The sequence below is a fragment of the Limisphaera ngatamarikiensis genome, from assembly GCF_011044775.1.
Taxonomy (GTDB): Bacteria; Verrucomicrobiota; Verrucomicrobiia; order Limisphaerales; family Limisphaeraceae; genus Limisphaera; species Limisphaera ngatamarikiensis.
Window position 1 is genome coordinate 60,864 of sequence record NZ_JAAKYA010000006.1, and the last position, 25,655, is coordinate 86,518.

General features: G+C 63.4%; 15 protein-coding genes, 1 rRNA gene and 1 CRISPR repeat array. Of the genes, 11 read left to right on the forward strand and 5 right to left on the reverse strand.

The window, feature by feature from the left end; translation table 11 throughout:
- The first annotated feature begins 80 nt into the window (after positions 1-80).
- Positions 81-196: ribosomal RNA gene (gene rrf, locus G4L39_RS00935) — 5S ribosomal RNA — on the forward strand.
- 2,244 nt (positions 197-2,440) lie between these two features.
- On the opposite strand, the gene G4L39_RS00940 is transcribed toward rrf, so the two are convergent.
- Positions 2,441-3,283, reverse strand: a complete 843-nt coding sequence (locus tag G4L39_RS00940; RefSeq protein WP_165105230.1) for a PEP-CTERM sorting domain-containing protein — start codon at positions 3,281-3,283, stop codon at positions 2,441-2,443.
- Positions 3,284-4,561: 1,278 nt separating this feature from the next.
- Positions 4,562-4,900: a hypothetical protein gene (locus G4L39_RS00945; RefSeq protein WP_165105232.1), complete on the reverse strand. Its 339-nt coding sequence runs from the start codon at positions 4,898-4,900 to the stop codon at positions 4,562-4,564.
- Between the two features lie 416 nt (positions 4,901-5,316).
- Between G4L39_RS00945 and cas3 the strand changes: the two genes are divergently transcribed.
- From cas3 to G4L39_RS00995, 10 genes are all read left to right on the forward strand, one after another.
- Positions 5,317-7,587, forward strand: a complete 2,271-nt coding sequence (gene cas3, locus G4L39_RS00950; RefSeq protein ID WP_165105234.1) for a CRISPR-associated helicase Cas3' — start codon at positions 5,317-5,319, stop codon at positions 7,585-7,587.
- Complete coding sequence (cas5c, locus tag G4L39_RS00955) at positions 7,584-8,462, forward strand: type I-C CRISPR-associated protein Cas5c (protein ID WP_165105236.1); 879 nt, start codon at positions 7,584-7,586, stop codon at positions 8,460-8,462. Before cas3 ends, cas5c begins: the two co-directional genes overlap by 4 nt.
- A 2-nt stretch (positions 8,463-8,464) precedes the next feature.
- Positions 8,465-10,399, forward strand: coding sequence for a type I-C CRISPR-associated protein Cas8c/Csd1 (cas8c, locus tag G4L39_RS00960; RefSeq protein WP_165105238.1), 1,935 nt, complete (start codon positions 8,465-8,467; stop codon positions 10,397-10,399).
- 28 nt (positions 10,400-10,427) lie between these two features.
- A complete protein-coding gene (gene cas7c / locus G4L39_RS00965) occupies positions 10,428-11,435 on the forward strand; it encodes a type I-C CRISPR-associated protein Cas7/Csd2 (protein WP_165105239.1) in 1,008 nt (335 codons plus the stop codon).
- On the forward strand, positions 11,401-12,114 hold the full coding sequence (cas4, locus tag G4L39_RS00970; protein ID WP_165105241.1) for a CRISPR-associated protein Cas4: 714 nt from the start codon (positions 11,401-11,403) through the stop codon (positions 12,112-12,114). Before cas7c ends, cas4 begins: the two co-directional genes overlap by 35 nt.
- Positions 12,115-12,295: 181 nt before the next feature.
- Entirely contained in the window at positions 12,296-13,408 is a 1,113-nt protein-coding gene (gene cas1c, locus G4L39_RS00975; RefSeq protein WP_165105243.1) for a type I-C CRISPR-associated endonuclease Cas1c, read from the forward strand.
- A gap of 36 nt (positions 13,409-13,444) precedes the next feature.
- Entirely contained in the window at positions 13,445-13,735 is a 291-nt protein-coding gene (cas2, locus tag G4L39_RS00980) for a CRISPR-associated endonuclease Cas2 (RefSeq protein ID WP_165105245.1), read from the forward strand.
- Between the two features lie 203 nt (positions 13,736-13,938).
- Positions 13,939-14,690: direct repeats of the CRISPR family, unit length 37 nt; unit sequence GTCGCCGCGCGTTTCGGCGCGCGGCGCGGATTGAAAC.
- A gap of 704 nt (positions 14,691-15,394) precedes the next feature.
- The gene (locus tag G4L39_RS00985) at positions 15,395-16,927 is read left to right on the forward strand and encodes a complex I subunit 4 family protein (RefSeq protein WP_165105246.1); all 1,533 of its coding nucleotides are present in this window, start codon (positions 15,395-15,397) and stop codon (positions 16,925-16,927) included.
- Positions 16,928-16,955: 28 nt separating this feature from the next.
- Positions 16,956-18,482 (forward strand): NADH-quinone oxidoreductase subunit N, encoded by a 1,527-nt coding sequence (locus G4L39_RS00990; protein ID WP_240893715.1) that lies wholly within the window; start codon positions 16,956-16,958, stop codon positions 18,480-18,482.
- 126 nt (positions 18,483-18,608) lie between these two features.
- Positions 18,609-22,271 carry a reprolysin-like metallopeptidase gene (locus tag G4L39_RS00995; protein WP_165105248.1) on the forward strand — a complete coding sequence of 1,221 codons (3,663 nt, stop codon included), beginning with the start codon at positions 18,609-18,611 and terminating at the stop codon, positions 22,269-22,271.
- A 66-nt stretch (positions 22,272-22,337) separates the two neighbouring features.
- On the opposite strand, the gene G4L39_RS01000 is transcribed toward G4L39_RS00995, so the two are convergent.
- The 3 genes from G4L39_RS01000 to G4L39_RS01010 all read right to left on the reverse strand — a co-directional run bounded on the left by G4L39_RS01000 (position 22,338) and on the right by G4L39_RS01010 (position 25,407).
- The gene (locus tag G4L39_RS01000; protein WP_165105249.1) at positions 22,338-22,826 is read right to left on the reverse strand and encodes a zinc ribbon domain-containing protein; all 489 of its coding nucleotides are present in this window, start codon (positions 22,824-22,826) and stop codon (positions 22,338-22,340) included.
- 82 nt (positions 22,827-22,908) lie between these two features.
- Complete coding sequence (locus G4L39_RS01005) at positions 22,909-23,313, reverse strand: DciA family protein (protein WP_165105251.1); 405 nt, start codon at positions 23,311-23,313, stop codon at positions 22,909-22,911.
- A 24-nt stretch (positions 23,314-23,337) separates the two neighbouring features.
- Positions 23,338-25,407 carry a beta-galactosidase gene (locus G4L39_RS01010; protein WP_165105252.1) on the reverse strand — a complete coding sequence of 690 codons (2,070 nt, stop codon included), beginning with the start codon at positions 25,405-25,407 and terminating at the stop codon, positions 23,338-23,340.
- Between the last annotated feature and the right edge of the window lie 248 nt (positions 25,408-25,655).

Consider the following 25,655-nt stretch of genomic DNA (forward strand, 5'->3'; position numbering starts at 1 on the left):
TTCAGAGAACAGCTCTTTTCCAGATGGATTTCAGCGGTCCCGGCAGGGGAAAAGGCCTGCGGGACGGGATCAACGGATTTCCTGGTGGCCATGAAGCGGTGGAACCACCCGTTCCCATTCCGAACACGGCCGTGAAACGCCGCATTGCCGATGGTAGTGGTTGTCGAGCTTCCGCGAGAGTAGGTTGCTGCCAGGAGTTTATCTCCAAACGGCCGGAACTTCGTAGTTCCGGCCGTTTGCTTTTTTCGAAGCGGGCTCCCGGCAGGTCCCCTTGGATTGAGGCCGGTCATCGAACGGCCCAACGGATCGGCCGGCCATCCTGCAGGGTCGGGTTGTTGAAACCTCATCGCCGCGCATCCACGTGATGCCGTGCAGAAAACTGCCCGGTCGAACAACTCCGGGCCCTCGAGGCCCGAACGGTTCCGCGCAGTGCAACCGGTGTTGCGCAGGTTGTTCACCCGGGAATGCCGGGCGGACCGTGCATCGGTTGTGTCCACGTGAGGAATTGCCGGGCCGGAGTTCGCGTCGGGACCGGGGCATGCCGCGCGCACGGATCGTGGGTTTGTGTGAAATCAGCGGCTGGCTGCGTCGGCTCAACACGCCGCCCGGCTCGTTGGATGCAACCCGCCTGAACGAGTTAACGAGTTAAAGCCACACGCCCGGATCGCAACCTTGATCGGAACAACCCGTTCCGTTATCAACCGGTTCCCAAGCCCGTGGAAGGAAAAGACGATTGGAGAACCGGGGGCCGGACGAAAGTTGGGGATTCACGCCGATTCGCCGCGCGTCGGACGTGCAACAGGGTCCCTGCAACTGCCAGCTCGGTGGGCTTTTCGGTTATGACGAGAAGCATCCGCTCCAGTCTCCGCTCCCGGAGCCGTTACAACGCGGCCTTCCTTGACGAGCAGTTCCCGGAGGGAAAAACCAGTGCCCTAACACCGTGCAGCTCTTCGCCGGCGTGGCCCCAAGCCACGTAGACGGGAGCTGGACCACTTCCTCCGGTTTCCTGCAGCAGCTGTCACGGACAGCCCCTCCAGGTAGATGAAGGCCATTTGCAGGGTGAAATCTTTGGCGAAGGCCCCAAGCCACTTGCGGCACTTGGTCGTTGAGACAGCCGAGGTCTCGAGGACATGGCGGTGGCCCGGCAGCAGGGACAAGACCTCTGCCGCCATGGGCTGGCGGATTCTTGTAAAGTCAACAGCCATGGCCAGTGTCGCGCCGTTCCAGCGGGCGGCGCCGGTAGGAGGGCAGGGAGGAGCGGCAATACCCGTATTCCGTGGCCTGGGGGACAATTTCTTGAAAGCTGATGCCGGCCTCCAAAATGCGGCGACACAAGCAGCTTTCCCTGCCACCGTTTCCTGCAGGAAGGACCGCTGGCTCCCGGGCAGAAGGAACCGGATGACCAAGGTCACGGTGCCCTTCATTGGCTCTCTCAGCAAGACGTGCAGGGCATTCTGGTCGATGGGGCACCTTTTTCTGTTGTGTCCCCGCGCGACACAGACCTCTGTTCATGATTCCTTACACGACCCGGCGAGTGCGGCCTTAGAGGTGGTTGGTGGTGCGATGGAACCGGGTCCGGCGAGGAGACCGGGCCGATCAAGCGGGCGCCCGGCCGGGCTGGCAACGGGATCTGTAGTGATGTCCGGCGGGGCGAGGCTTTAAACCGGGGAAAACCGTGCATTGGGAAAACGGCAGGCACGTTGGCAGTTGGTGTCGGGTGAACCCGAGGTTGCGTCAAACGCACGGGGTTGGCAACGGCTAGGCGCACCGGTTGCTTCGGAGTTTATAACCGGCATTACGGCCTCGCCCGTGGAAGGGCTAAAGCCGTTCATCCGGGGAAGGCTGCATAGTGCAACCTGGTCTCGAGGTGTCGGGAACGGTTTCGATGGCGGCGTTGGTACCTTTGCAGCGCAAGGCCGTGGGCATGAAGCAGTGGATTCCGGCTGCTCGGGCGGGACGGTCGAAGCGCCATCGGACCGGCTCAAGGGCATGCAAATGATGAGTCTGGAGACCGCATCAGGGGTGCGGTGCGTGGCATGTCCGATCTCCGCCGACTCGAGCACAGGCGCCGGGAGCCTTGCCGACGTGGTTTGGGCCGGTGTTATCTCCGACTCAACCGATCCTTCGCCGGTGGAGAATCAGTGTGGTGACCGGCCCAACGCACAAGCTGCACACCTCGCCGCTGTTCACAGAAGCGGCCTGCTGAGGTAGAACAACCCTGAGGATGCTGCCGGGGCTTTCGCACTATTACCAGCCCTCCTGGCCCGGAGAATGCAGGGAGTCGAAGTCGAGACTGTCGGCGCTGTCCCTACCAGTGGTTCGGGAATCTCCGAATGCCCGAATACGACCGCGTCGCTATTTCAGCGGAATTTGGCGTGTATGTCCGGTTTCCTATGCAGCCAGGTCCCAGGGACCCGCCGGACACTCTTTCCCGCCGGTCCTACCCGTTGCGACGCCTGCGCCACAATGCCAGGCCCGCCAGCCCGGTTGCCGTCAGGGCCAGGACGGAGGGCTCGGGTATCGGGGCATAAAGGACTTGCAGATTCTCGTACCTGATTTCCAGCGCGCTGAGCGAGGCGCCGCACAGCATTCCCACGCGGTCAAACGCCATCGTGGACGGGCTGGTATCCAGCAGGTTGGCTCCGGTTACGGAGTAAAGCTGTCCCAGGGCGTTGGTACCGGTGATGCTGAAGTTGAAGGTGAGCTGGTTGGCGTCGCTGCGCTCAATGTCGAGGAGGAAATTGTACGTCCCGGGTGAGAAATTCGTTCCCGATCCCGGGCCCGAGCCATTCCAGTTGATGGAGGCCCCGGTACCGGAAGCATACATGCCCGTGTTTGGATCGGCCCGTTCGTACAAAGGACTTGTGGTGGTGCCACTGCCGGCTCCTATGAAGTAGCCCAACCAGTTTGTTCCCTGCGTTTGCGGCGGCGGGTTGCGGTCGCCCTTGTAAAAGAGCCCGATCCGCCATTGAACGTTGCCGTAGTCCTGGGAGGCACCCGCACCACCTCCGGTAAAGACGGCCGTCCCGCTCAGCGTGAGCCGGTCACCAACGTTGTCGAGACTCAATGTCGTTGGTGTGTCCCCGATGGTGGAGTTTGCGAAAAACTGGTACAGCCGTACGGTCGGATTAGTGCCGTTGATAAACGTTGTGATCGGGTAGGCATTGGCGACGCTGACCGGCGCCACCTGCAGGTTGGTGTCCACAACCCAGTTGGCCACATTGTAGGCCTGGGCGTTCGCTTGGGGCACCCGAGCGAAACTGGTCAAGAGCAGGGGAATCATGCCCAGGGCGAGGCTTCTCCAGGCAGTTCGATTTTGACGCATAGTCCTTGCGAGGTTTTGACGGTTTGTTCTCGGTCAGCTGGCGATCAAGGGCCCGTACATCGCGCCTTTCGCCGTCTGCCAAATGGCAGACTGGGCGCCAGACTAGGACGCTCGATCCGTTTTGTCAAACCACCGCTCCAGAGGTCGGCGTGTAGGGGCGCAACGCAGGTTTTTGCAGGGTCGAAGCGGCGTGAGGGAACAGGAGCAACCGGCGCCCGTTGCACCAGAACTTTGCACGCACAGCAGCGCTTCATCCGCAGCCGGATTCCAGAATTACCCGGGCCACTTGAACCGGCGTTGTGTCTGCCCGGAGGTCAGCTCCACAGCCCCGCTACCCATCGGCTCTCCGGCCCGAGAGTGTACACACTGCCAATGCTCATTGTGGTACGCGACCTTTCTGGCTACTGTCCCGGTGCTCGACCCGAGAGGGAGTCCGTCCAACGCTTCATCCAATTGCCGGGTCACTTCTGACGGCCAGTTTGCTTTTGCGCTGGCGCACTGGCGGCTTGAGCGACCCGGTGAATCTGCCCTTCTCTTCGCCCCAAAACTACCGCCCTGCCGCAGCCGTGCTCCAGCAGTTGGTGGTCATCCAGTCGTTCTCCGGCCTGCGGCAGGTGCTCGTCGGGCAGCCGCCAAATCGACACCGTCCCGTCGCCCGGTACCAGTGCGTTGGCCACCCCCAGCCCCCCGCTGGAACGCTTCGCCCTGCAGATGCTGGAGTAGAGCGCTCGATCGCTGGCGCGGGAGCACGTAGCCGTACCGGGCGACGACCGTCCGACCGCCTGCCGTCTGCCGGCAATGATCCGGGCGCAGGACCGTGCCGGTGAGAACCCGGTGCCAGCGTGCCGGCTCAGTGCCTTGGCGGGGGGGTTGGCGCTTTGACTCCGGCCGTCGCGTTTTCGCAGGCTCCAAGCGTCCGGTGCAACCATGTGTTAGGGTTCGAGGGCCTGGCCCGGTTGGCGGGGACCGGTTGCGGCGTGTGCGCCTTGTCGGTTGCGCACTCCTCGGGGACGGCGCCCTTGCGTTTGGCTTGGCGGTCGAGGGTGGCCGGGGGGCGGTTTGACCCGGCTCAACCGCTCCAGCGCGGCGCCGGCATCGGCAAAGGGCAGTTTGCTGGCAACCGGCACCGTCAGAGCTTCCGCGGCGGGTGTCGGCGCCGGCTCCAAGGGCGTTGGCAAGCCGGGCCGCCTCCAGGTTCACGTAGCCCTGGTTCACCCGGAGCCAGGCTCGGTTGTGCTACTCCCCATGGGCATGGTCGTAGTTGCACCACGGCCGTGCCCGGGTCAGAAGCACCGGTCGAGAGCGGTGACGGAGGTAGGGCACCCAGTGATGGTTGAGGAGCTGTCCGCCGTTGTCGCAGTCCAGTTCCCAGAAGGCAGAGGGCAGCCACGCGACCAAACCGCGGATTTGGGACAAAGTGCTGTATTGACTGCGGTATTGGACCGCGCACAGGCCGGTCCAGTGAAAGTGCCGGTGCCCCCGCGTCGAGCGTCCACAGGTGCCGCCGATCATCCAGGTAGCTGCTGCACCCTCCGTGTTCACCTCCGGCCAGTCGGGCTTGAAGGTCGGCACCAAGGTGTCGGGGTGCTACGATCCAAGCCGGCCCAACAGCCGGCCCGTCGACCGTAGTGCAGCCGATCTAGCGCGCAAGGCGCTGATGGCAGCCGTGCGGTGGTAGTCCAACAAGCTGACCGCTTGGTCGAGCCGTTGACGTTTGTAAAGCCTGCCGGCCCGGGCATAAGCACGCCGCAGTTTTCTCGGCAGTCTGGGTTCGGCCAGTGCACCCATTTGGTGTTCATGGTACGTAACTCCGGCGTTTCGCGTCACGACCCGTTTCCGCGACCGGGCTACCCCCAGGGTAACAGTCTCCTTGGACTCAATTACCCACCCAACTCCAGCCCATCGAAATACGGAAACAGACTTGACCAATTTGCCGACAGCAGGTACGCACGGGGTAACTCTGGAGACGAAGCTCAAGGCTGGCTGGTTCCTTGGACTTCTACGCGCACACGGCCGAAGACGAATCCGGGCGCCCCTTGCCGGTGGGATCCGGAAAGTGGCAGCCGCTGGCAACACACCTGCGCAACGTCGCGGCGCTGGCCCGGCGCTTCGCTGAACCCCTCGCCCTTGCGGCCGAAGCCGAACTGGCCGGCCTGCTGCATGATTTGGGCAAGTACCGCATCGAATTCCAACAAATGCTTCGCGGCCAGCGAAGCAGCAGCGCCGACACTCAGCACGCCGTCTTTGGCGCAGCTTGGGCTTTTGACTGTGTCCCACGCGAAGGCAAGCTCGCTGGAACAGCCTTCGCCATCGCCGGCCACCACGCTGGCCTGCATGACGTCGGAGACCTGCAGCAGCTTGTCCGAAGTGCACACCTGCACCCGGTCGAAACGTCTGCCAAACTGGTTCGCCTGCTCGAAGGCGAATTGGGCCCGCTGCCGCCTGCGCCCGACCCACCGACCTGGGTGTCAGATGCGCTGGCGACCGATCTCTACATCCGAATGCTCTTTTCTTGCCTGGTGGACGCGGACCGTCTTGACACCGCCTACTGGCCGGCTGCACCGCCGCCTGACAAGCCGCTCGATACGGAACGCCTGCTCGACGCGCTGCAGGCCGAGCGCCGCCGAAAGAACGAAGCCAACCCGAACAGCCCGCTCGCCGCGCTTCGCAACCGCATCTTCGATGCCTGCCTGGCGCGCGCTGCGCAGCCCCAGGGCTTTTTCTCGCTCACCGTGCCCACCGGCGGCGGCAAAACCCTTTCCTCGATGGCCTTCGCACTTGCTCATGCCAAAGCCCACGACCTGCGCCGCGTCATCGTCGTCATTCCCTACCTATCCATCATCGAGCAGAACGCTGCCGAGTATCGGCGCATCTTCGGCGATGAAGTTGTCCTGGAAAATCACTCCGGCGTCAGCCCGCCGCCGGACCAACGCGAAGAGGAGAAATCCCGCCTCGAACTGGTCTCGGAGAACTGGGACGCGCCGGTCATTGTCACCACTTCCGTCCAGTTTCTCGAATCCCTTTTTGCCGCTGCGCCGGCACGCTGCCGCAAGCTTCACCGCATCCCCCGCTCGGTTGTCGTTTTCGACGAAGTGCAAACCCTGCCGGTGCATCTGCTCGCGCCGTGTTTCAATGTCTTTCGCGAGTTGCAGCGAAACTACGGCGTCAGCTTCGTTTTCTGCTCCGCTACACAACCGGCCTTTCGGCGCGCGGGTTCGTTGCCGGAAGACTTCTTCGAACCGCACGAACTGCGCGAAATCGCTCCTGACCCGCCGACGCTCTTCCGGCAATTGCGGCGTGTGGACTACCGTCTGCCCGCTCCCGGCGAAACGCTCGACTGGCCGACGCTGGCCGAACGCCTCGCAGCGCACCGCCAGGCACTGTGCGTTGTGAATCTTACCCGCCACGCTCGGGAACTCTGGGAAGAACTGCGCCGCCAGCAGCCTGACGAGCCGCCACCGATCCATCTCTCCGCCGCCATGTGTCCTGAGCACCGTTTGGGGTTGATCGAGGAAATCCGCCGACGCTTGCGCGAAAATGAACCCTGTCGCGTCATCTCCACCCAGCTCATCGAAGCTGGTGTGGACGTGGATTTTCCCGTGGTCTGGCGCGCGCTGGGGCCGCTCGATGCCATCGTCCAGGTTGCCGGCCGTTGTAATCGCGAAGGTCGGCTGGCAACCGGCGAGGTGCACGTCTTTCGTCCTGCCGACCACAAGCTACCGCCGGGCGTGTATCAAGCGGCAGCTGACCAGGCCGCTGTCATCCTCGCACGGCTCGGTCATGACCCGAACGCCTCTCAGCGATTGGCCACCGACCCCCAATTGTTCGCCGAATACTTTCAGTCACTGTACCAGGTCGTAAATACCGACTACTCAAAGCGTGGCGAAACCACGATCCAGGAGGACCGCAAGCAGCTCCGCTTTCGTCAGGTTGCTGCCAAGGCCAAAGTGATCTCCGATGAGGGGCGGCCTGTGATCGTTTCCCGCGACAGCCACGGCAAGGCTTACGCCGCGCCGCTCATAGAGGAAATCCGCGCCCGAACGCCCGCACCGGGCCAGCCCCGGTTCACCCGTGACGACCTCCGCAGCCTGCAACGCTTCATGGTCAACGTCCCGTCACAGAACTTCGCACGATTGGAGGCGCTCCACGCCGTCCAGCCACTCCTGCCCAACCTCGAACTCCACGTCCTGGATGACGGCTTTTATCACCCCGAACTCGGCCTTGTCATCGAAAACCGGCCGTTGGACGATTTTATCGCATGAAAACAAACCACCACATTACCATTCGGGTTTGGGGCGACTTCGCCTGTTTCACCCGCCCTGAAATGAAAGTCGAGCGCGTCAGCTACCCCGTCATGACGCCATCCGCCGCACGCGGCATCCTCGAAGCCATCTTCTGGGAACCGCAGATGTACTACCTTGTTGACGCCATTCGCGTCGTCAAAAAAGGCCGCTGGTTCTCGTTTCGGCGCAACGAGGTCATCAAGGTCATCAGCCTCGATAGCGCCAAAACCTGGATGCAGTCGCCCGAAAAGGTTGTGCCCATTCAAGCCGGGGGCGGCGCGGACGACGGCACCCAACGGAACATGCTGGCGCTGCAAGATGTGGAATATCTCATCACCGCCGAAGTGCGCACCACGCCGTTGGCCAATCGCCCCGAGGACTCGCTCGCCAAATATCTCGCAGAAATCGAGCGTCGCGCCCGCCAGGGCAAATGCTTCCATCGCCCCGGCCTTGGCATGAGGGAATTCGCCGCGGACTTCGACTGGGTCGAGGGCGACCCGGATGAAGCTCTTGCACGCCGCGCTGCCGCGCTGGGCCGCTCGCCAGACCAGTACAACGAAGACATCGGCCTGATGCTCTACGACGTCTTCGACTACCGCGAGCGCGCTTCCGGCTTCCGCTGGTTGCGCCCGGATGAAATCGCCGCTTTTGAGATTTCAAAGTCTGAGAGTTCAACGCCCCGGCGTGCTCGGGGTTCGCCGCGCGCCAACCGAAGCGTTGCCGAGCCGCCCCGCTGGACCGGCAAGCTGATCCAACCCCGAGCCGCTTTCTTCCATGCCCGGGTCGAGAAATCGAAACTGGATTGTCACCCCGACCGCGTCAAAATCCTCTTCCCCAACATCGAAGGAAACTGACCATGCTCCTGCAACTCTTATACGATTTTGCCAAATCCCGGAATCTGCTGGATGACCCAGCGTTTCGCCCGAAGACCCCGGTCCGCTGGCTCATCTGCCTTGACGAAAATGGGAATCTCCTCGGCCAGGGACCGCAAGAAACTGAAGGTCAACGAAAGAACAAAGGGCGCGAATACAAGGTGCCCAAAACGAGCCGCGCCACGAATTCCGGCACCGTCGCCGATTTTCTTGTGGACGACATTGGAGCCATCTTTGGCCTTAGCACCAAGCCCGGTGCGCCGCTAAACGAACGCGCCTCCAAGAAGCTGAAGCAGAAACACCTGGACTTTTGGCGACAAATCGAAGAGGCCAAGGCGGCAACGGGAGATGCCCGCTTCGATGCGTTGCTGCGCTTTAAGGAAGCGTTGGGCGGAAGCGCGCCTCCATTTCTGCGCTTGGATGAAAAAGGCACAGGTTGGCTTGTGCGCACGGCCAGCGGAAACGAAAAGCCGCTCGGTGGGGATCTATTTAGCTTTGTGGTCTCAGGCAAAGGACCAGAGCCCCTGTTTGAAGACCAAGCCGTCCGCGAATACTGGAGAAGGGTTTTCGCCGCTGAAATGCGGAATACCGAGAAAGAAGCGGAACGCGGCTTGTGCTTGGTAACTGGCCAGCGTGACGTGCCTCTCGCCCGGACTCACACGCCGATGGTCACCGGCTTGCCCAAGCCCGCAAAAGGCACCGGCGCCGGAATCGTTGGCTTTGAGAGGCCGGCCTTTTGCTCCTACGGCTTCGAGAAGAGTTACAACGCCCCGACATCCGTCACCGCCTCGAAGGGCTACCTCTTGGCGCTTCAGTTTCTAAGCAAACAGCAAGACCACTGGCTTTCGCTCGGCCCGGCATGGCTCTGCTTCTGGGCCGTTGAATCGGAAGAGGCATCAAATCTCTTTGCGCGGCTGCTGCGGCGACCTGATCCTCTTACCGTCCGAAAGTTCATGACTTCGCCGTGGAGCGGGTTGCAGAAGCCACCGCCGGAACGCGACAAGTTCGTCGCGATTACCCTCACGGCGGCCGGTCCGCGCATTGTCATCAAGGGCTGGCTTCAGATGCCTTTAGCCGACGTTGCGAAGAATTTCGAACGATGGTTCAGAGATCTTGCCATCACTGAGAACTCCGAAACTGCGCAGCCCCCCATCGCCGACGAAGATGAAGCTGCACCATTGGGCGTTAGCCGGTTGGCAGCTTGCACCGCGCCCCTGATGCGCAAGGGCGGGCGCTTGGTGCCGAATCATGAGATGTTGCACCCGGACGTGCCCGCACAACTTTACCGTGCCGCTCTCGAAGGCACCGCGCCCTCCATCGCCCTCATCAAACCGATCCTCGATCAGCTTCATTCCCGACTCGTGCGGGACAAAAACTACAACCTCCTTTTCGATGAAAGCCGTTTTGCCCTCCTCAAACTCATCCTCAACCGCAACCGAAAGGAAAACACCATGGAGATCAAACCCAAACTCACGGCCGACACAGACGACCCGGCCTACAATTGCGGTCGTCTGCTTGCCGTCCTGGCCAGCTGCCAGGAGAAGGCAATGAATGCTGACTGGAAACCTGGGGAAGACTGGAAGAAAGCCAATGCAACAGTTACGGATCGCTACTTCGGCACCGCCTCCGTATCGCCCGCCAGCGTGTTCCCGCTCCTGCTGCGGCTCAACCGCCATCACCTCAGCAAGATCAGCAAATCGAAGCGCTACGCCGGCGACGAACGGTTCCTGGAAGAGCAAATCCAAAACATCCTGGCGCTCTTCAAGCCGGAACAACCGGGCAAACCGCCGGTTTTTCCGCGCGTCCTTGATCTCCAGGCCCAGGGCCGGTTTGCCCTGGGCTTTTACCAGCAATCCGCTGAAGACGCGGCCGCCCGCAAAGCCGCCGCGTCAGAAGCATCCGAACCCGCAGGCAAATAACCGAACCCTCAACCCAAACAAAACGAACATGAACAACAACATCCTGACCAACCGCCACGACTTCCTGCTCCTCTTTGAAGTCGTCAACGGCAACCCCAACGGCGATCCCGATGCCGGCAACCTGCCGCGTCTGGACCCCAACACCAACCGCGGCCTCGTCTCCGACGTCTGCCTCAAACGCAAAGTCCGCAACTACCTCACGCACTTCGCGCCGCCCGCTGGAGACGGCCGCAACTACTGCATCTTCATTCAGCAGGGCGCGGTGCTGAACGACCTGATTGACGAAGCCGAACCACATGCGAATCAGCGGGTAGATGCGAACAAAAACCGCGATCACTGGGAGAAAGAGGCACTCGACTGGCTTTGCCGTCGTTACTACGACTTGCGTGCTTTCGGTGCAGTCCTTTCAACGAAGAACAAAATCTTCAAAGGCTCTGCCTATGGGCAAGTCCGCGGCCCGGTGCAGTTCACCTTCGGCCAGTCCTTCCACCCGATCACGCCGTTGGAGGTTTCCATCACGCGCTGTGCGGTGACAAACGCCCAGGAGAAGAAAGAGGTTGAAGAGGCGGAAGCGCAGGAACCCGGCAGCGGCCGCAATCGCACCATGGGCAACAAGCACATTGTCCCCTACGCCCTTTACGTCGCCAAAGGCTACGTCTCCCCGGCCTTTGCCGAGCGCACCGGCTTCACCCAGGCGGACCTGGACCTCCTCTGGCAGGCCCTTCTGCACATGTTCGAGCACGATCGCTCCGCGGCACGCGGCGAAATGGTCGTGCGCGGCCTTTACGACTTCGAGCATGTGGGGACCCAACACCCAAATAACGCAGAACAAAACAAACGCGAAGCACGCCTTGGCTGCGCTCATGCCCACGTATTGTTCGAGGGCATCAAGGTGACTTTGAAGCCGGGCAGGAGTTTCCCTGAATCATTTGCCGACTATGACGTGCGCTGCGAATGGACAGCGGAGAACCTGCCGCCCGGCATCGTCCTGCACCTGCGTCATGAAGGCCGGTCCATCGGTCCGCGTCGTGTCTGACCGGCATCTAACACTGCCGTCGCCGCCAAATTGGGGCGGAGAGCGAGAACCGATCCCGCTCTCCGCCATCAACCAGTACCTGTTCTGTCCTCGCCGGGCTGCCTTCATCCACATCGAGGGCGTTTTCAAAGACAACGAGCACACCCTTTGCGGCAACATCGTCCACCAACATTCAGACCTGGCTGGGTACGAAGTCGCCAAGGGTGTGACCGTGCTCCGCGCCCTGCCTGTCTGGTGCGAGCGGCTCGGCCTTTCCGGCAAGTGCGACCTGGTGGAGCGGCGGCCCGATGGCGCGCTTTACCCGGTGGAGTTCAAACTCGGCAAGCGTCGCAGGTGGGAAAACGATGACGCCCAACTCTGCGCCCAGGCACTGTGTCTCGAGGAGATGTTCGGCATTCCCGTGCCGCGGGGCGCAATTTTTCACGCCTCCAGCAAACGCCGGCGGGAAGTGGTGTTCACTCCCGAACTTCGCGCGCTGACCGAGCGCGTCATCGCCGATCTGCACGCCCTGTTCCTCGAATCTGAGATCGCGAATCGCAGATCCGAGTTGCCCCGGCTGCCCCCAGTTGTCTGGAAGCCGGCCTGTGCAGAATGTTCCCTTTACGAAACCTGCATGCCCAGGGCCAGCGTCGGGAAGGACCGCGCAGAGCGTCTGGCACGGGCGATATTTCAGATTTGAAATCGCCAACCAGGTCGCGCCCTTCCCATAGCGGACGTTCAGAAACATGATTGCAAAACGCACGTTGCCCATCAGGAGCTGCAAACGCAGCGGAGAGCTGTCCTTCCGGCAACTGGATTGCAGAGGCTTTGAGAAGGACCGAATGGTCCAGACCCTCGATGGTGAAGACTGAAAAGCCCCCATGCCCGACATCGCCCAGAACACCCTGTATCTGACCACGCCCGGAACGTACGTCGCGCGCGACCACCTGACCCTGCTGGTCAAGGTGCCCCTGTGTTCCGATGGTTCCCGGTCCCCGGCCGGAGGAGTCAAATGCGAAGACCCATCTTTCAAATGCGTCCGCGTCCCAATCCACCACCTCGAATCCATATGCGTCTTTGGTCCGAGTACCATCAGCCCGCCCGCGCTGCACCTGTGCTGGGAGCACGGAGTGGCGGTGAATTTCCTGAGCGAGTTCGGGCTCCTGCAGGCTCGCCTGGTCGGCGTGGCCGATACCAGCGTCACGTTGCGCCGCGCTCAGTTCCGTGCCGCCGATGATCCGCCCCGCTGCGCCGCCATCGCACGGCAGATCATCGCCGCCAAGCTCCAAAACAGCCGCAACAGCCTGTTGCGCGGCGCCCGCGAGGCCGAAAGCCCGGACCTGAAGTCCCAAATCACTCCGGCTACGGATGCGCTCGGCCGACAAATTGAAGGCCTGGGGCAGTGGTCCCTCGACCAACTCCGGGCAGCGGATGCACTCGACGCCCTGCGCGGCATCGAAGGTCTGGGTAGCGCCACTTACTTCGGCGTCTTCACGCTGCTGCTGAAACAACAGCGCGAAGTTTTCCGGTTCACCGGACGCATTCGTCGTCCGCCGCGTGACCGCATCAACTGCCTTCTTTCCTTTCTTTATGCGTTGCTGCGACATGACTGTATCGCTGCCCTTACCTGCGCGGGGCTCGACCCCTTCGTCGGCTTCCTCCATGCCGAGCGTCCGAACCGCCCGGCACTGGCATTGGACTTGATGGAAGAGTTTCGGCCCTGGCTGGCCGACCGCCTGGCGATCACGCTCATCAACCGCCAGCAAATCGGCCCCGAGGATTTCAGGGTCCGCGAAGGTGGAGCCGTCGAGTTGAGCGATGCCGGGCGCAAACAGGTTATCCAGGCCTACCAGGAGCGCAAACAAGTACGACTCACCCACCCGTTGCTGGAGCAGGAGTTTCGCATTGGCCAACTTCCCTTCATCCAGGCCCGTATTCTTGCGCGTCACCTCCGGGGCGACCTTCCCGAGTACGTCCCGTTCATCCCCAAGTAGACTGCAAACGCCAAACCCCAAACTCGCGCCACCGCCATGCTCATCCTGATTACCTATGATGTCTCCACCACGGAAAAGGCAGGCCGGTGCCGCCTTCGTCGTGTCGCTCGCGCCTGCCAGGATTACGGCGTCAGGGTGCAAAAGAGCGTGTTCGAATGCACGGTCGGCCCCAAAGAGTGGGTCCAACTGCGCGCTCGGCTGCTTAAGGAGATCAAGCACGACGAGGATTCCCTCCGGTTCTATTTTCTCGACCAGGCCGCCCTTCAACGCATTGAACACCACGGCGTGGGCAAACCCCTGGACTTGACTGAACCGCTGGTGTTGTGAACCGCGGAATCCAGAGCGTGCATCCTATCCCTGCGGCGCGAACCGCAAGCGCCGACCTGTGCCTGAGAGTTCCGCGGCTGCCCCCGATGCGAGTGTTTGCCACGTTCTTTGACAAGGTTGAGCATTTGGGCGCTGAGGAGAGTTGGCAGGTTCGCGGAAACCAAGTACAAACTAATTGGCATGTAGCAACTTAGGCATGCCGCGTCGCCGCGCGTTTCGGCGCGCGGCGCGGATTGAAACTAACCTGGAGGAGCTGCAGCAGCGGCTACGGTCCGGTCGCCGCGCGTTTCGGCGCGCGGCGCGGATTGAAACCAAAGACATCGCATCGGATGATGCAGGACACGCCAGTCGCCGCGCGTTTCGGCGCGCGGCGCGGATTGAAACGGGAAAATCGGGCTGATCGTGGACTGGAAGACCGGGTCGCCGCGCGTTTCGGCGCGCGGCGCGGATTGAAACGCGAGCCGTGCCGCCTCCTTCCGCGCCTCGGCAAGTCGCCGCGCGTTTCGGCGCGCGGCGCGGATTGAAACGATGGAAACCTCGGGGATTACGCTCGGTGGAACGGTCGCCGCGCGTTTCGGCGCGCGGCGCGGATTGAAACAAAGGTCCGTCAGTGAATCAACCGGAGCCGATTGGGTCGCCGCGCGTTTCGGCGCGCGGCGCGGATTGAAACTTCGGAAGGAGAGTGGAGGTACGTGGTCGGAGTTCGTCGCCGCGCGTTTCGGCGCGCGGCGCGGATTGAAACACTGGTTGCCGGGCCCTAGTCGTGGGCCCTGATGGTCACCGCGCGTTTCGGCGCGCGGCGCGGATTGAAACCGTGGTGACGATGATTCCGGCACCCGCAGCCACGTCGCCGCGCGTTTCGGCGCGCGGCGCGGATTGAAACATTTGTGGAATCGTCACCGGATCGCGAATCACAAAGTCGCCGCGCGTTTCGGCGCGCGGCGCGGATTGGCAAATGTCAGTGCCCGTGCCCCGGATCCGGGTTCCCGGCCTGAGTCGGTGAGCGCGGCGCCCTTGCAACGAGGTCACATTGGTCCGGTCACGTGGAACCTTTGGGTTGCTGGGAGCGTTGGCGATTGCCGGTACTCTTTCGCAGCGCCGCTGTGTGCGGGATCCGTACGATGTGCGGGGCATTCCGTGTCGCCCCGGCGGCAGGGTGGGGGGATGCGACGGTGTACGCCCGGGGTGTCCCGGCTTGAGTTGCCGGGCCTTGTGGGATGAAGAAGCTGGGGCACTTGGGTTTTTGGGTGTTGGCGGACGGCTTGGCGCGGCGTTTTCGTCGTGTAGCGACGTTTTTTGCTTTCGTGAAGCGTCCCGACGATGGCGGTCGGCTTGGATGGTGTAAGGCGCCAAGGGACCGCCATTGCATCGGGCGCTTGGGGGTGAAGGGATCGGCGGCCCTGGGTTTCTCCGGGTCCGGTTGGCCAACTTCGGACCGGGTGAGGCTCGGGAATCCACCTTGGATCCGTGGGTTCACCCGTGCAAACGCCGGCCCGGGGAGCCGGCCTTTGGGTGTGCGGGGCATGAGGTGGGCGGGGCTTGTGGAAAGAGAGAGGCTGCGGAGAACTCAGTTGTCGCGATGGGGCGGGGTGGGTAAAGTCGGGCGCGGTTGGTGGGCTGTTGGGTGCGTGGCAGCCGGCATTTGGGGAAGGTCAAGCGATGTTGAGCTGGACGATTTATGTTTCGTTTTTGGGTGCCCTGCTGGTGGGTTTGTGGCCCGGGCGGGGGGCGGCCGGGGTTCGTTGGGTGGCGTTGTTGGCTGCGGCGGCCGGGGCGGTACTGTCAGGGGTGGGCCTGTGGGAGGTGACACGGGCGGGGGGTGCACTGCAGCTTTTGGCGGATGTGGCATGGGTTCCCGAGCTGGGGATCCGGTACCGGTTGGGTGCGGATGGGTTGAGTGCGGTGCTGGCGGTGCTGACGGGGGTGGCGGCGGTGGCGGGGGTGTTGTTTTCCTGGAACATTGAGACGCGGGTGCGGGAGTTTTTTGCGTTGTTTCTGTGGTTGGTGGGGGCGGTGTACGGGGTGTTCCTTAGCTTCGACCTGTTCCTGTTCTTCGTGTTTTACGAGCTGGCGATTGTGCCCAAGTACTTTCTGATCGCCATCTGGGGATCGACCCGGCGCGAATACGGGGCGATGAAGCTGGTGCTGTATTCGTTTGTGGGGAGCGCGATGGTTTTGGTGGCGTTGTTGGCGGCTTACGTGGCGTCCGGGGCGCATTCGTTCGGGTGGGGGGAGATGGTCGGGGCTTCGGTGCCGCGCAGCGTTCAGATGTGGGGATTTCCCGTGATGTTCCTCGGGTTTGCGATCCTGGCGGGTCTGTGGCCGTGGCACACATGGGCGCCGACGGGTCATGTGGCGGCACCGACGGCGGCCTCGATGTTGCTGGCCGGCGTGGTGATGAAGCTGGGGGCGTACGGATGTTTGCGGGTGGCGATGCCGTTGTTTGGGGAGGGATTGTGGCCGTGGCGTTCGGAATGGTGGGGGTTGGGTTCGTGGCCCGAGGTTTTTGCGGTGCTGGCGGTGGTGGGGATTGTGTGGGGTGCCCTGGTGGCGCTGGTCCAGCAGGATTTCAAGTTCGTGATCGGTTATTCGAGCGTGAGCCATATGGGATTTGTGCTGCTGGGCCTGATGACATTGACCGGGGCGGGGTGGCAGGGAGCGGTGTTGCAGATGGTGTCGCATGGTTTGATTGCGGGGCTGTTGTTTGCCGTGGTGGGGCGGATGGTGTATGACCGGGCTCATACGCGAGATTTGAGGGAGTTGGAACGGATGGGGTTGGGTCGGGCTTTGCCCTTTGCGGCGGGGACGTTTGTGCTGGCGGGTGCGGCGTCTGCGGGCATGCCCGGGTTCAGCGGGTTTATGGCGGAGGTGCACGTGCTGTTGGGTGCGTGGCAGAGTCATCCGGTTTTGGCAGTGGTGACGGGTGCGGGCGTGTTGTTGGGCGCGGCGTACATCTGGCGCGCGATGCAGCGTGCGTTTTTTGGAGGAGGTTCGGTGGAGCCGGCCGGGGCTGGGGCGGCACCGGCGGCGGTAGCGGTGGCGCCGGTGACCTGGGCGGAACGGGCCGGTGCGGTGCTGCTGTTGGGCGGGGTGGTGTTGTTGGGGGTGTGGCCGAGGCTGGTGCTCGATGTGGTGGCGCCGGTTTTGACCGGTGAAGTGTACGGACGGTTGCTGCGGGGCGCCTGGTGGTGAGGGGAAGGCTGGGGAGAAAGGCTGCTGCATGGGGATGGGATCTGAAATGGGTGGAGTGAATTATGGGGCGTTGATGCGGGGCGCGGCTCCGGAGTTGATCGTGCTGGCGACGGCTCTGGTGGTTTTGCTGGCGGATCTGGCCGGGCTGCGCGGGGTTTCGCTGCGGGTGCGTTGGTTGCTTACGGGGTTGATGAGCTGGGCGGGCTGTGGTGTGGCGGCGGTGGTATTGTTGCATGGGACGACCGGGTTCCAGGCCGCGACCGGCCCGTTGGGGTTTGCCGTGGACGGTTTGGCGGTGTGGGTGAAGGGGGTGGTGCTGTTGTTGTCGGCGTTGACGGTGGGTTTGTCCATGGCAAGCGCCCGGACGCGGCATGTGGGGGAGTATCTGGCGTTGATTTTGCTGGGGACGGTGGGGTTGATGGTGCTGGCCGGTGCGGGGGATTTGTTGATGGTGTTTCTGGCGCTGGAGTTGAGCAGCCTGGTGCTGTACGTGTTGACGGGGTTTGACAAGGAGCGGGGCGAAGCGGGGGAGGCGGCGTTGAAGTACTTCCTGGTGGGCAGTGTGGCGGCGGCGTTCACGTTGTACGGGATGAGCCTGTTGTATGGGGTGACGGGCACGACCCGGTTGGAGGGGATGGCGCAGGGGGTTGGTGGTGCGCCGATGGGGGTGACGTTGTGGGCGGGGTTGGTCCTGGTTGTGGCGGGTTTGGCGTTCAAGGTGGCTGCGGCGCCTTTTCATTTGTGGGCGCCGGATGCCTATCAGGCGGCCCCCACTCCGAGTGCGGCACTGATTGCGTCGGGGTCGAAGGTTGCGGCGTTTGCGGTTCTGGTGCGTGTGCTGATGACGGGGCTGCCGCAAGGGGCGGGGTCGGCCGGTTGGGGCGCGTGGGTGCCCGGCTGGAGTGTGCTGCTGGCGGTGTTGAGCGTGGTGAGTTTGGTGTGGGGCAACCTGGCGGCGCTGGTGCAGTCGAATGTACGACGTCTGTTGGCGTATTCGGCGGTGGCGCATGCCGGGTATGGTTTGTTGGGGTTGGTTGCGCAGGACAGGGCGGGTGTGGCCGCGCTGATGTATTTTGCGGCGACGTATGCCCTGAGTGCGGTGGGCGCGTTTGGGGTGGTATCGGTGGTGGAGGCGCAGCGGGGTGGCCAGGCGCGGTTGGCCGACTTTGCCGGGTTAAGCCGTCGTGCTCCGGGGGTGGCGCTTTGTTTGATGGTGTTCCTGCTTTCGCTGGCCGGGATTCCGCCGCTGGCCGGCTTTTTCGGGAAGTTTTATTTGTTTGTGGCCGCGCTGGGTTCGGGGGGCTCGTTGGGGTTGCTGTGGCTTGTGATCCTGGCGGTGGCGTTGAGCACGGTGTCGCTGTACTACTACCTGCTGGTGTTGAAGGAGGCGTGGGTGAGGTCGCCGCTGTCTGAAGGGGATGAGGCCGGATGGGAGATTCCCTGGCAGGTGCGCGTGACCCTCTGGGTGGCGGCGCTGGGTGTGGTGTTGTTGGGGATGTTCCCGTCTCCGGTGTTGCGCAGCCTGGAATCAGCGCTGGCGGGGTCCGGCTTGTAAAGGACACCCTGTGCGGAGCCCGCGAGGAGTGAGAAAAGCGTGGGCAGGGGTCCTACTGGGCGGGGCAATTGACAGGGATGCCGGCTCGGAGAGGACGGGTTTGGTCTCATGGTGCGTGGATGTGTCATGAACCCCCGCGGTTGGTACGCGGTCGCCTTGTGCGCGCTGTTGACGGGGCCGGGTGTGGGCCGGGCGGCTCTGCCACCGATCCCGCCCGGTGAAGGCAATGGTTCGTGGCGGGCGCGGCCGGACGTGCCGTTGACGGTGCCGGATGAGCCGATGGTGATCGAATCCGGTGATGGCATGGTGTGGGAGCTGGACTTTCCGGAGTGGGTGGCGCAGGTGGTGCGTGTGCCATTGGAAGGGGAGACGGGCGGTGTCAAATCGCCGGTCAGCATTCCATTGCCGCAGGCGGATGGCACGGTGGTGCGGGTGTGGTGCTGGGAGTCGCCGGTGATGGAGCCCGGGTTGCAGGCGAGGTATCCGGAGCTGCGCACGTTTGTGTTTTCGGGGGTGAAAGACCCGGGTTTGCGGGGGCGGCTCAGCTGGACGCCCCAGGGGTTGCACGGGCGCTGGCGCACCCCTCGGGGGTGGTCGGTGTTGGAGCCGCATCCGATGGGCGGGGGAACGTTTTACCGCGCATACGATCTCCTTGCGGTGCAGCCGGTGGGGGTGACATGGCGTTGTGAGACGGCGGGTGGACCTTTGGTGGCGGCGGGGGGATCGTCCCGGCCGTCGTCGGCAGGTGATGTGCTGCGGGTGTACCGGTTGGCGTTGGCGGGCACGGGTGAGTGGACTGCGGCGCATGGTGGGACGGTCAAATCCGGCCTGGCCGCCATGGTGATTTTGGTGAACCAGCTGAATGCGATTTACGAGGCGGAGGTTTCGATTCGGTTTGTGTTGGTGTCGCAGAACGACCGGTTGGTGTACACCAACGCGGCCACGGACCCCTACAGCGGCACGGACGCCGCAGCGCTGTTGGATCAGAACCAGGCCAATTTGGATGCGGTGATCGGGGATGCGAACTATGACGTGGGACACGTCCTGAGCCGGGCGAGCGGGGGTCTTGCGAGTCTGGGGGTGGTATGCCGCAGCGGGTTGAAGGCACGCGGGCAGACCGGGGTGGGCAACAGCAACGATGCATTGTTCACCGATTACGTGGCGCATGAGCTGGGGCATCAGTTTGGGGCAACGCACACGTTCAACGGGGTGCGCGGGACGTGCGGGTCGAACCGCCATGGCGAGACGGCATACGAACCGGGCAGCGGCTCCACGTTGATGGCCTATGCGGGGAATTGCGCCGGGGACAACGTGCAAATGCGGAGCGACTGGTATTTCCATGCGGCGAGCCTGGATCAGATTCTGGGCGGGGTGACCGATGGATCCGGGTCGTGGTGCGGGGTTGGGCTGGTGACCGGGAACCGGCCGCCGGTGGTGAGGACCGCTCCTGCGGTGATGATCCCGCGGGGCACGCCCTTTGTGTTGTCGGCCGAGGGGACGGACCCCGACGGCGATCCGTTGACGTTCTGTTGGGAGCAGATGGACCTGGGGCCGGCGGCGACTCTGGACGCGACCGATACCTCGCAGGGGCCGTTGTTTCGGTCGGTGCGCCCCGGGACGAACGCGGCGCGAATTTTCCCGTCTCTGGATGCGCTTTTGCAGAATCAGACGAACCTCAGCGAGAAGTTGCCGCAGGCGGGTCGGGCGCTGCGTTTCCGGGTGACTGCGCGGGACGGGCGGGGTGGGGTGGGCGGTGCGGAAACCGAGGTGACCGTGGTTGGGAATGCGGGGCCGTTTCGGGTGATGTTCCCCAACGGGGGCGAAAGTCTTTCCAATGCCGTGCCGGTTCGTTGGGACGTGGCTGGAACGGATCAGGCACCGCTGTCGATTTCGCATGTGAACCTCTGGCTGTCGACCAACAACGGACGGACATTTCCACATCCGCTGGTCCTGAACACGCCGAACGACGGGTTGGAGGTGGTGGTGCTGCCGCCGGTGCAGACGACTCTGGCCAGGGTGCGGGTTGAGGCTGTGGGTCAGCCGTTTTTTGACGTGAGCGACGGGAGCTTCACCCTGTTGCCGGCCACGCCGATGCCTTCGGTGGTGTTGTGGTCGGTGCGGGTTGCGGGGGAGAGTTGTCAGCCGACCAACGGTGTGGTGGACCCCGGAGAGACGGTGACACTGGCGGTGACGTTGCAGAACCAGTCGCCGACCTCCACGAGCAACCTGGTGGCGACGCTGCTGCCGGGCGGGGGTGTGACGAGTCCGGGCGCGCCCCAAGTGTACGGTGTGTTGGGGGGTGGTCAGTCGGCGACGCGGTATTTCACGTTTACGGCCGCGGGACGGTGTGGTGATCCGCTCGAGGTGCGGTGGGAGCTGCAGGATGGGGTGCGACCGCTGGGGGTGGTCAGCCGCGGGTTGACACTGGGCATGGTTCAGACCCAGACCGTGACACGGGTGAACCCGACCTTGATTCGGATTCCTGCGGAGGGCACGGCCGGGCCGGCCTCGGTGTTTCCTTCGACGGTGGTGGTCAGTGGCATGACGGGTCGGCTGGCGCGGGTCCGGGTCGTTCTGACCGGGCTGAATCATGGTTTTGGTGGGGACCTGGACGTGGTGCTGGTGGGGCCGCAAGGGCCGCCGGTTTGGCTGATGTCGGATGCGGGCAACGGGACCAATGTGAGCGGTACCCTGACCTTTGACGATCTGGCCAGCTCGGGATTGCCGGCGGAGGGGGCGATCCGGACCGGGACCAACCGGCCCACGGCCTATGACCCGGACAGCGACCCCGTCACTGTGGTGGTGGGGCCCGGCCCGTACAGCTTTGCATTGTCTGCGTTGAATGGACTGGACCCCAACGGCACGTGGTCGCTGTATGTGTGGGATGACGCGCCGGGGGACGTGGGGGAGTTGACCTATGGCTGGCGCTTGGAACTGACCACCACCCAGCAGGTCTGCTGTGGGTGGGTGGAACCGCTGCCGCCCGAGCTGGATGCGATTCCCGACCAGGTTACGGACGAGGACGTCCCGTTGCTGGGGATCCCCGTGGGTGTGCGGGATCCGGACACGGACCTTGCACAGGTTCGGGTTTGGGCTTACGCGGAGGACGTCCATTTGGTGTCGCCTGCCGGCCTGGTGGTGCGCGGCGAGGGCGCCGTTCGTTGGCTGGATGTGTATCCCGAACCGGATGCGTTTGGGGCCACATGGGTTCGTGTGGTGGCCGAGGACGGTCAGAGCTCAACGACCAACAGCTTTTTGTTGACCGTCCGGCCGGTGAACGACCCGCCCGTCTGGGACGGCCCGGCTGAGATTCGGGTCCACGCGGGCATGACGGTGGTTTGGACGAATCGAGCCCGGGATGTGGAGACGCCGCCGGAACGGTTGCGGTTTGTCCTGGTAGGGTCGGTGCCGGCCGGGATGAGCTTGGATCCGGTCACAGGTGTGGTGACGTGGTCGACGAGCGATGCCCAGTCCGGCGAAGTTGTTGAGGTGCAGGTGCGGGTGGAGGACGATGGTGACCCGCCGGCTTCGGTTACGGGGAACGTGCGGGTGCTGGTTCTGCCGCGGCCGATGGTGACCGCCCGTTTGGGAATGGCCGGGGTGTTGCGGCTGGAATGGGAGGCCATTCCGGGCTGCCGGTATGTGGTGGAGTTCAAGGAACGGCTGGACGATCCCGGGTGGACGGCGCTGGGCCCTGCGGTTGCGGCCAGTGGCACGAGGCTGCACCTGTTGGAGAGCCTGTCGGAGCGGTCGCGGTTTTATCGGGTCCGCGTGGCGCCCGTGGAGTGAGCGCGGGGGTTTTGCCGGGGGCGGTTGGCAGCCGGCAAGGGCGGTCCGGGGGTGAAAAGGAGCGTATTATTCGCCCGTGTCCGATTTGGGTTTTGTGGTAGTGCGGCTTTTTCGGGTGGCTTTTTTGCGCGCTCTGGGCGGCGTGGGTGCCGGTGCTGGAGGTTCGGTTGGGGCGGCGGCGGTTTTTCTTTTGCGACGGGTTGGGGCTTCCTTGGCGGGCTCGGTCGGTTCGGTGGCGGGGGTGGAGGCGGCGACGCCGATGACCTCTTCGAGGTAGAGGTAGCGGCCGCAGGTATCGCAGAGCTGAATGTCCTCGGCCTTCAGGAGCTCGGAGATGACGCCGATGGGCAGGCGCATGTGGCAGCCGGAGCAGGCCTGGCCCCGGACGGGCACAATGCCTTTTTTCCCCCGGGCCATGAGTCGGTCGTAGTGGCCGAGGATTTGCGGCGGGATCTTGGTTCTGAGCTCGGCGATCACCGCCGCGGCGTTTTTTTCGCGGATTTCCTCCAGTTCAAGTCCCTGAAGTCGGACCAGGTTTTGGAGCAATTCTTTCATGCTGTTTACCCCAACGTTCACCGGGATCATGGCGTTCCCCGGGGCGTTTGGCCAATTCATTTTTGGTGGTGGTGGCGGGTGGTCAGGCAAGGCAAAAGCTGACGGCGCGAATCCGTTCGGCGCCGAAGACCTGCTGGAGTCGCCGGAGGATGTCGTGGCGGCGGAACATGACGATTTCGGCCAACCAGGCGTTGCTATCGACGCCCACGATGAGGGTGCCTTTTTTCAGGGCCACGGGCCGGGCGTGGGCGACGATGTCAGGTTCCATGATTTCGCGCCAGGCCTGCTGGATTTCGGCGTCCTGACGGCGTTGCTCGAGTCGGAGATCCTCTAGGAGTTGGGGCAGCAGCTCGGCCAGGCTCCGGGCCCGGGTGAGCAGTGCGCGTTCCTCGTCGGTGAGGTCCGCACCCCGCCAGAGGGCGAGGGTACGTTCCCGGGCGGAACGTGGGGGTGGGCCCAGGGGCGGTTGGAATCGGGGAGGGCGCATGGCTGTGGCGGGGTTGTGGCGGATTCAGGCGGTCGGTTTGGGTGGGGCGGGCCGCTCGTCCAGGACCAACACGCCGTGCGGCGGGAGGTCATAGCTGCCGGTGATGGTGGTGCCTGTGAGGTAATCGTGCATGGGTTTGAGGAATTGAATCCGGACCTGCTGGCCATGGTGGTTGAGGAGGAAGTAGACCTTGACGTCGTCTTTTTGGCGGAGGCTGACCTCGACGGCTTCCGGGACCTTGAGCAGGGGATGGATGCCGCAGAGGGTACGCAGCCAGTTTACGAGGTCCCCGTAGAACTCGCGTCCGGAGAGGGTGCCGATGTAAATGGCCTTGCCGTTCCCGTAATTGTTGAGGGTGATGGCCGGTTTGCCGGCATAGAAATCCTTGGTGTAGGTGGCCAGGATCTGGCATCCCCTGGGTTCGATGATGTCGCACCAGATGCGGGCGCTGTGGAGGTGACTGGTTTGGAAGCCGCCCTTGAAACTGAGATGGTTTTCGGCGTCGGGCGGGAGCGCGTCGAATTCCAGCACCTCGAGGCCGAAGAGGTCCATCAGGTCGTGCGGGTAACCGTCGGCGGGTGCAATGTGGTGTTCGTCCACCAGTCCGGTGCAGAAGGTGCCGACGAGCACGCCGCCGTTTTCCACGTAGTACTTGAGCACCTGGGCTTCGGCGGATGAGAGGAGGAACAGCGACGGTGCAAAGACCAGTTTGTACCGGGTGAGGTCATCCCCCGGGCGGGCGAATTCCACCGGGATGTTGCGGTCGTGGAGGGCCCCGTAGATGAGAGCCAGGTGCTCCCGCAGATGGAAGTGCCGGTTGGGATGGGTGGGTTCCTGAAGGGCCCAGTCGTTGTCGTGGCTGAAGAGGATGGCCACGTCGGCCACGACGCGGGTTCCCTTGATGATCGGGGCCAGGAGTTTCATTTCCTCGCCCAGCTGGCAGATCTCACGGTAGACCCGGTAATCCTTGCGCATGTGATGGGACATGACGGCGCCGTGGAATTGTTCGGGGCCGAAGCGCGGTTGGCGCCATCGGAAGAAGAGAATGGCGTCCGCACCGCGGCTGATGAGCTGATAGGTGAACAGGCGCAGGACGCCGGGACGGACCAGGGAATTGACCTCCTGCCAGGTGACGTGCCCCGCCTTGTGTTCCAGCACCCAGAAACCCTGGCCGCCGTCGGGGGTGCGAATGTCCGTTTTCTTGAGGGACCGGAGCAGGTCGATTTCGAAGGCGGTTTCAGCGGATCTGGGGCGGAGGGCTGCGGCACTCTGGATTCCGATGAAGTCGAGCACCTCGGCCAGGTCGAAATGGTCAAAGCGAAACTCTGCAGGTTTCAGGTTGGTGGTGACGGGGGCGTGGGGGGTGATTTGGCGCAGGATTTCGGCCTGCATGCGGACGTATTGGACAATGGTGTCGCTGCAGAAGCGACGCCAGTCGAGGACCAGGCCCGGGTTGTGCGGTGCCGGTGCTCTTTGGGGCATGGGCACTTCCTCCCAATCCGACGCGACCTGGCCCCAGTGCCGCAGTCCGAGGGCGTCGTTGAGTTGCTGAATGGTCTCGTACTTGGCCTTCAGCCAGAGGTGCCATTCCTCGCGCGAGGCTTCGTTGAAGGATTCCTCCGTGTCATGGCCGCCGATGGCGTTGTCGATCTGCCAGGCCAGCAGGGCCGGGTGATCTCCGAGGGCCTGTGCCATGGCCGTGACAATTTTGCGCGAGTAATCCCAGAATGCATCGCTGCAGAGGCACACGGCGCGGCGTGTGCCGGGATGGAGCAGATGACCGGCTTCGTCCACGGGCAGGATCTCCGGGTGTTTTCGTGTCAGCCACAAGGGGGGTGCAGCGGTGGGCGTGGCCAGGATGACCCGGATGCCGGCTTCGTGGAGCAGGTCCATGATCCGGCGCATCCACCCGAAGTCGTACTGCCCCTCCTCGGGCTCGACCAGGCCCCAGGTGAACTCGCCCATGCGGACGACGTTGAAACCGGCTTCTTTCATCAGGGCGATGTCCTCGCCCCAGGAAGCTTCGGGGTTTTCAGGTGTGCCGCCGTATGGAGGAACCCAGTGCTCGGGGTAGTAGTCCACGCCGAAATACATATGCAATTTCCCGCTGGCTCGACGTTGCCACTGTAGCCGGCCCGGACGGGATGTGCAATGGAAAAGGTCCCGGCGCGGCGTGCGAACCGGGCGTGGGTGGTTGGGGAGGCAAATGCAGGAGCCGAAGGCGTGCGCACCCGGGTTCCGGTAGACCGGTCGTGCGGGCTTTGGTCGGGACGGTCCGAATTCTTCTGTGACCCGTGGCCCGGGAGAGGTTTCGATCGGCCATGGAGCTCTGCGAGGGCGTC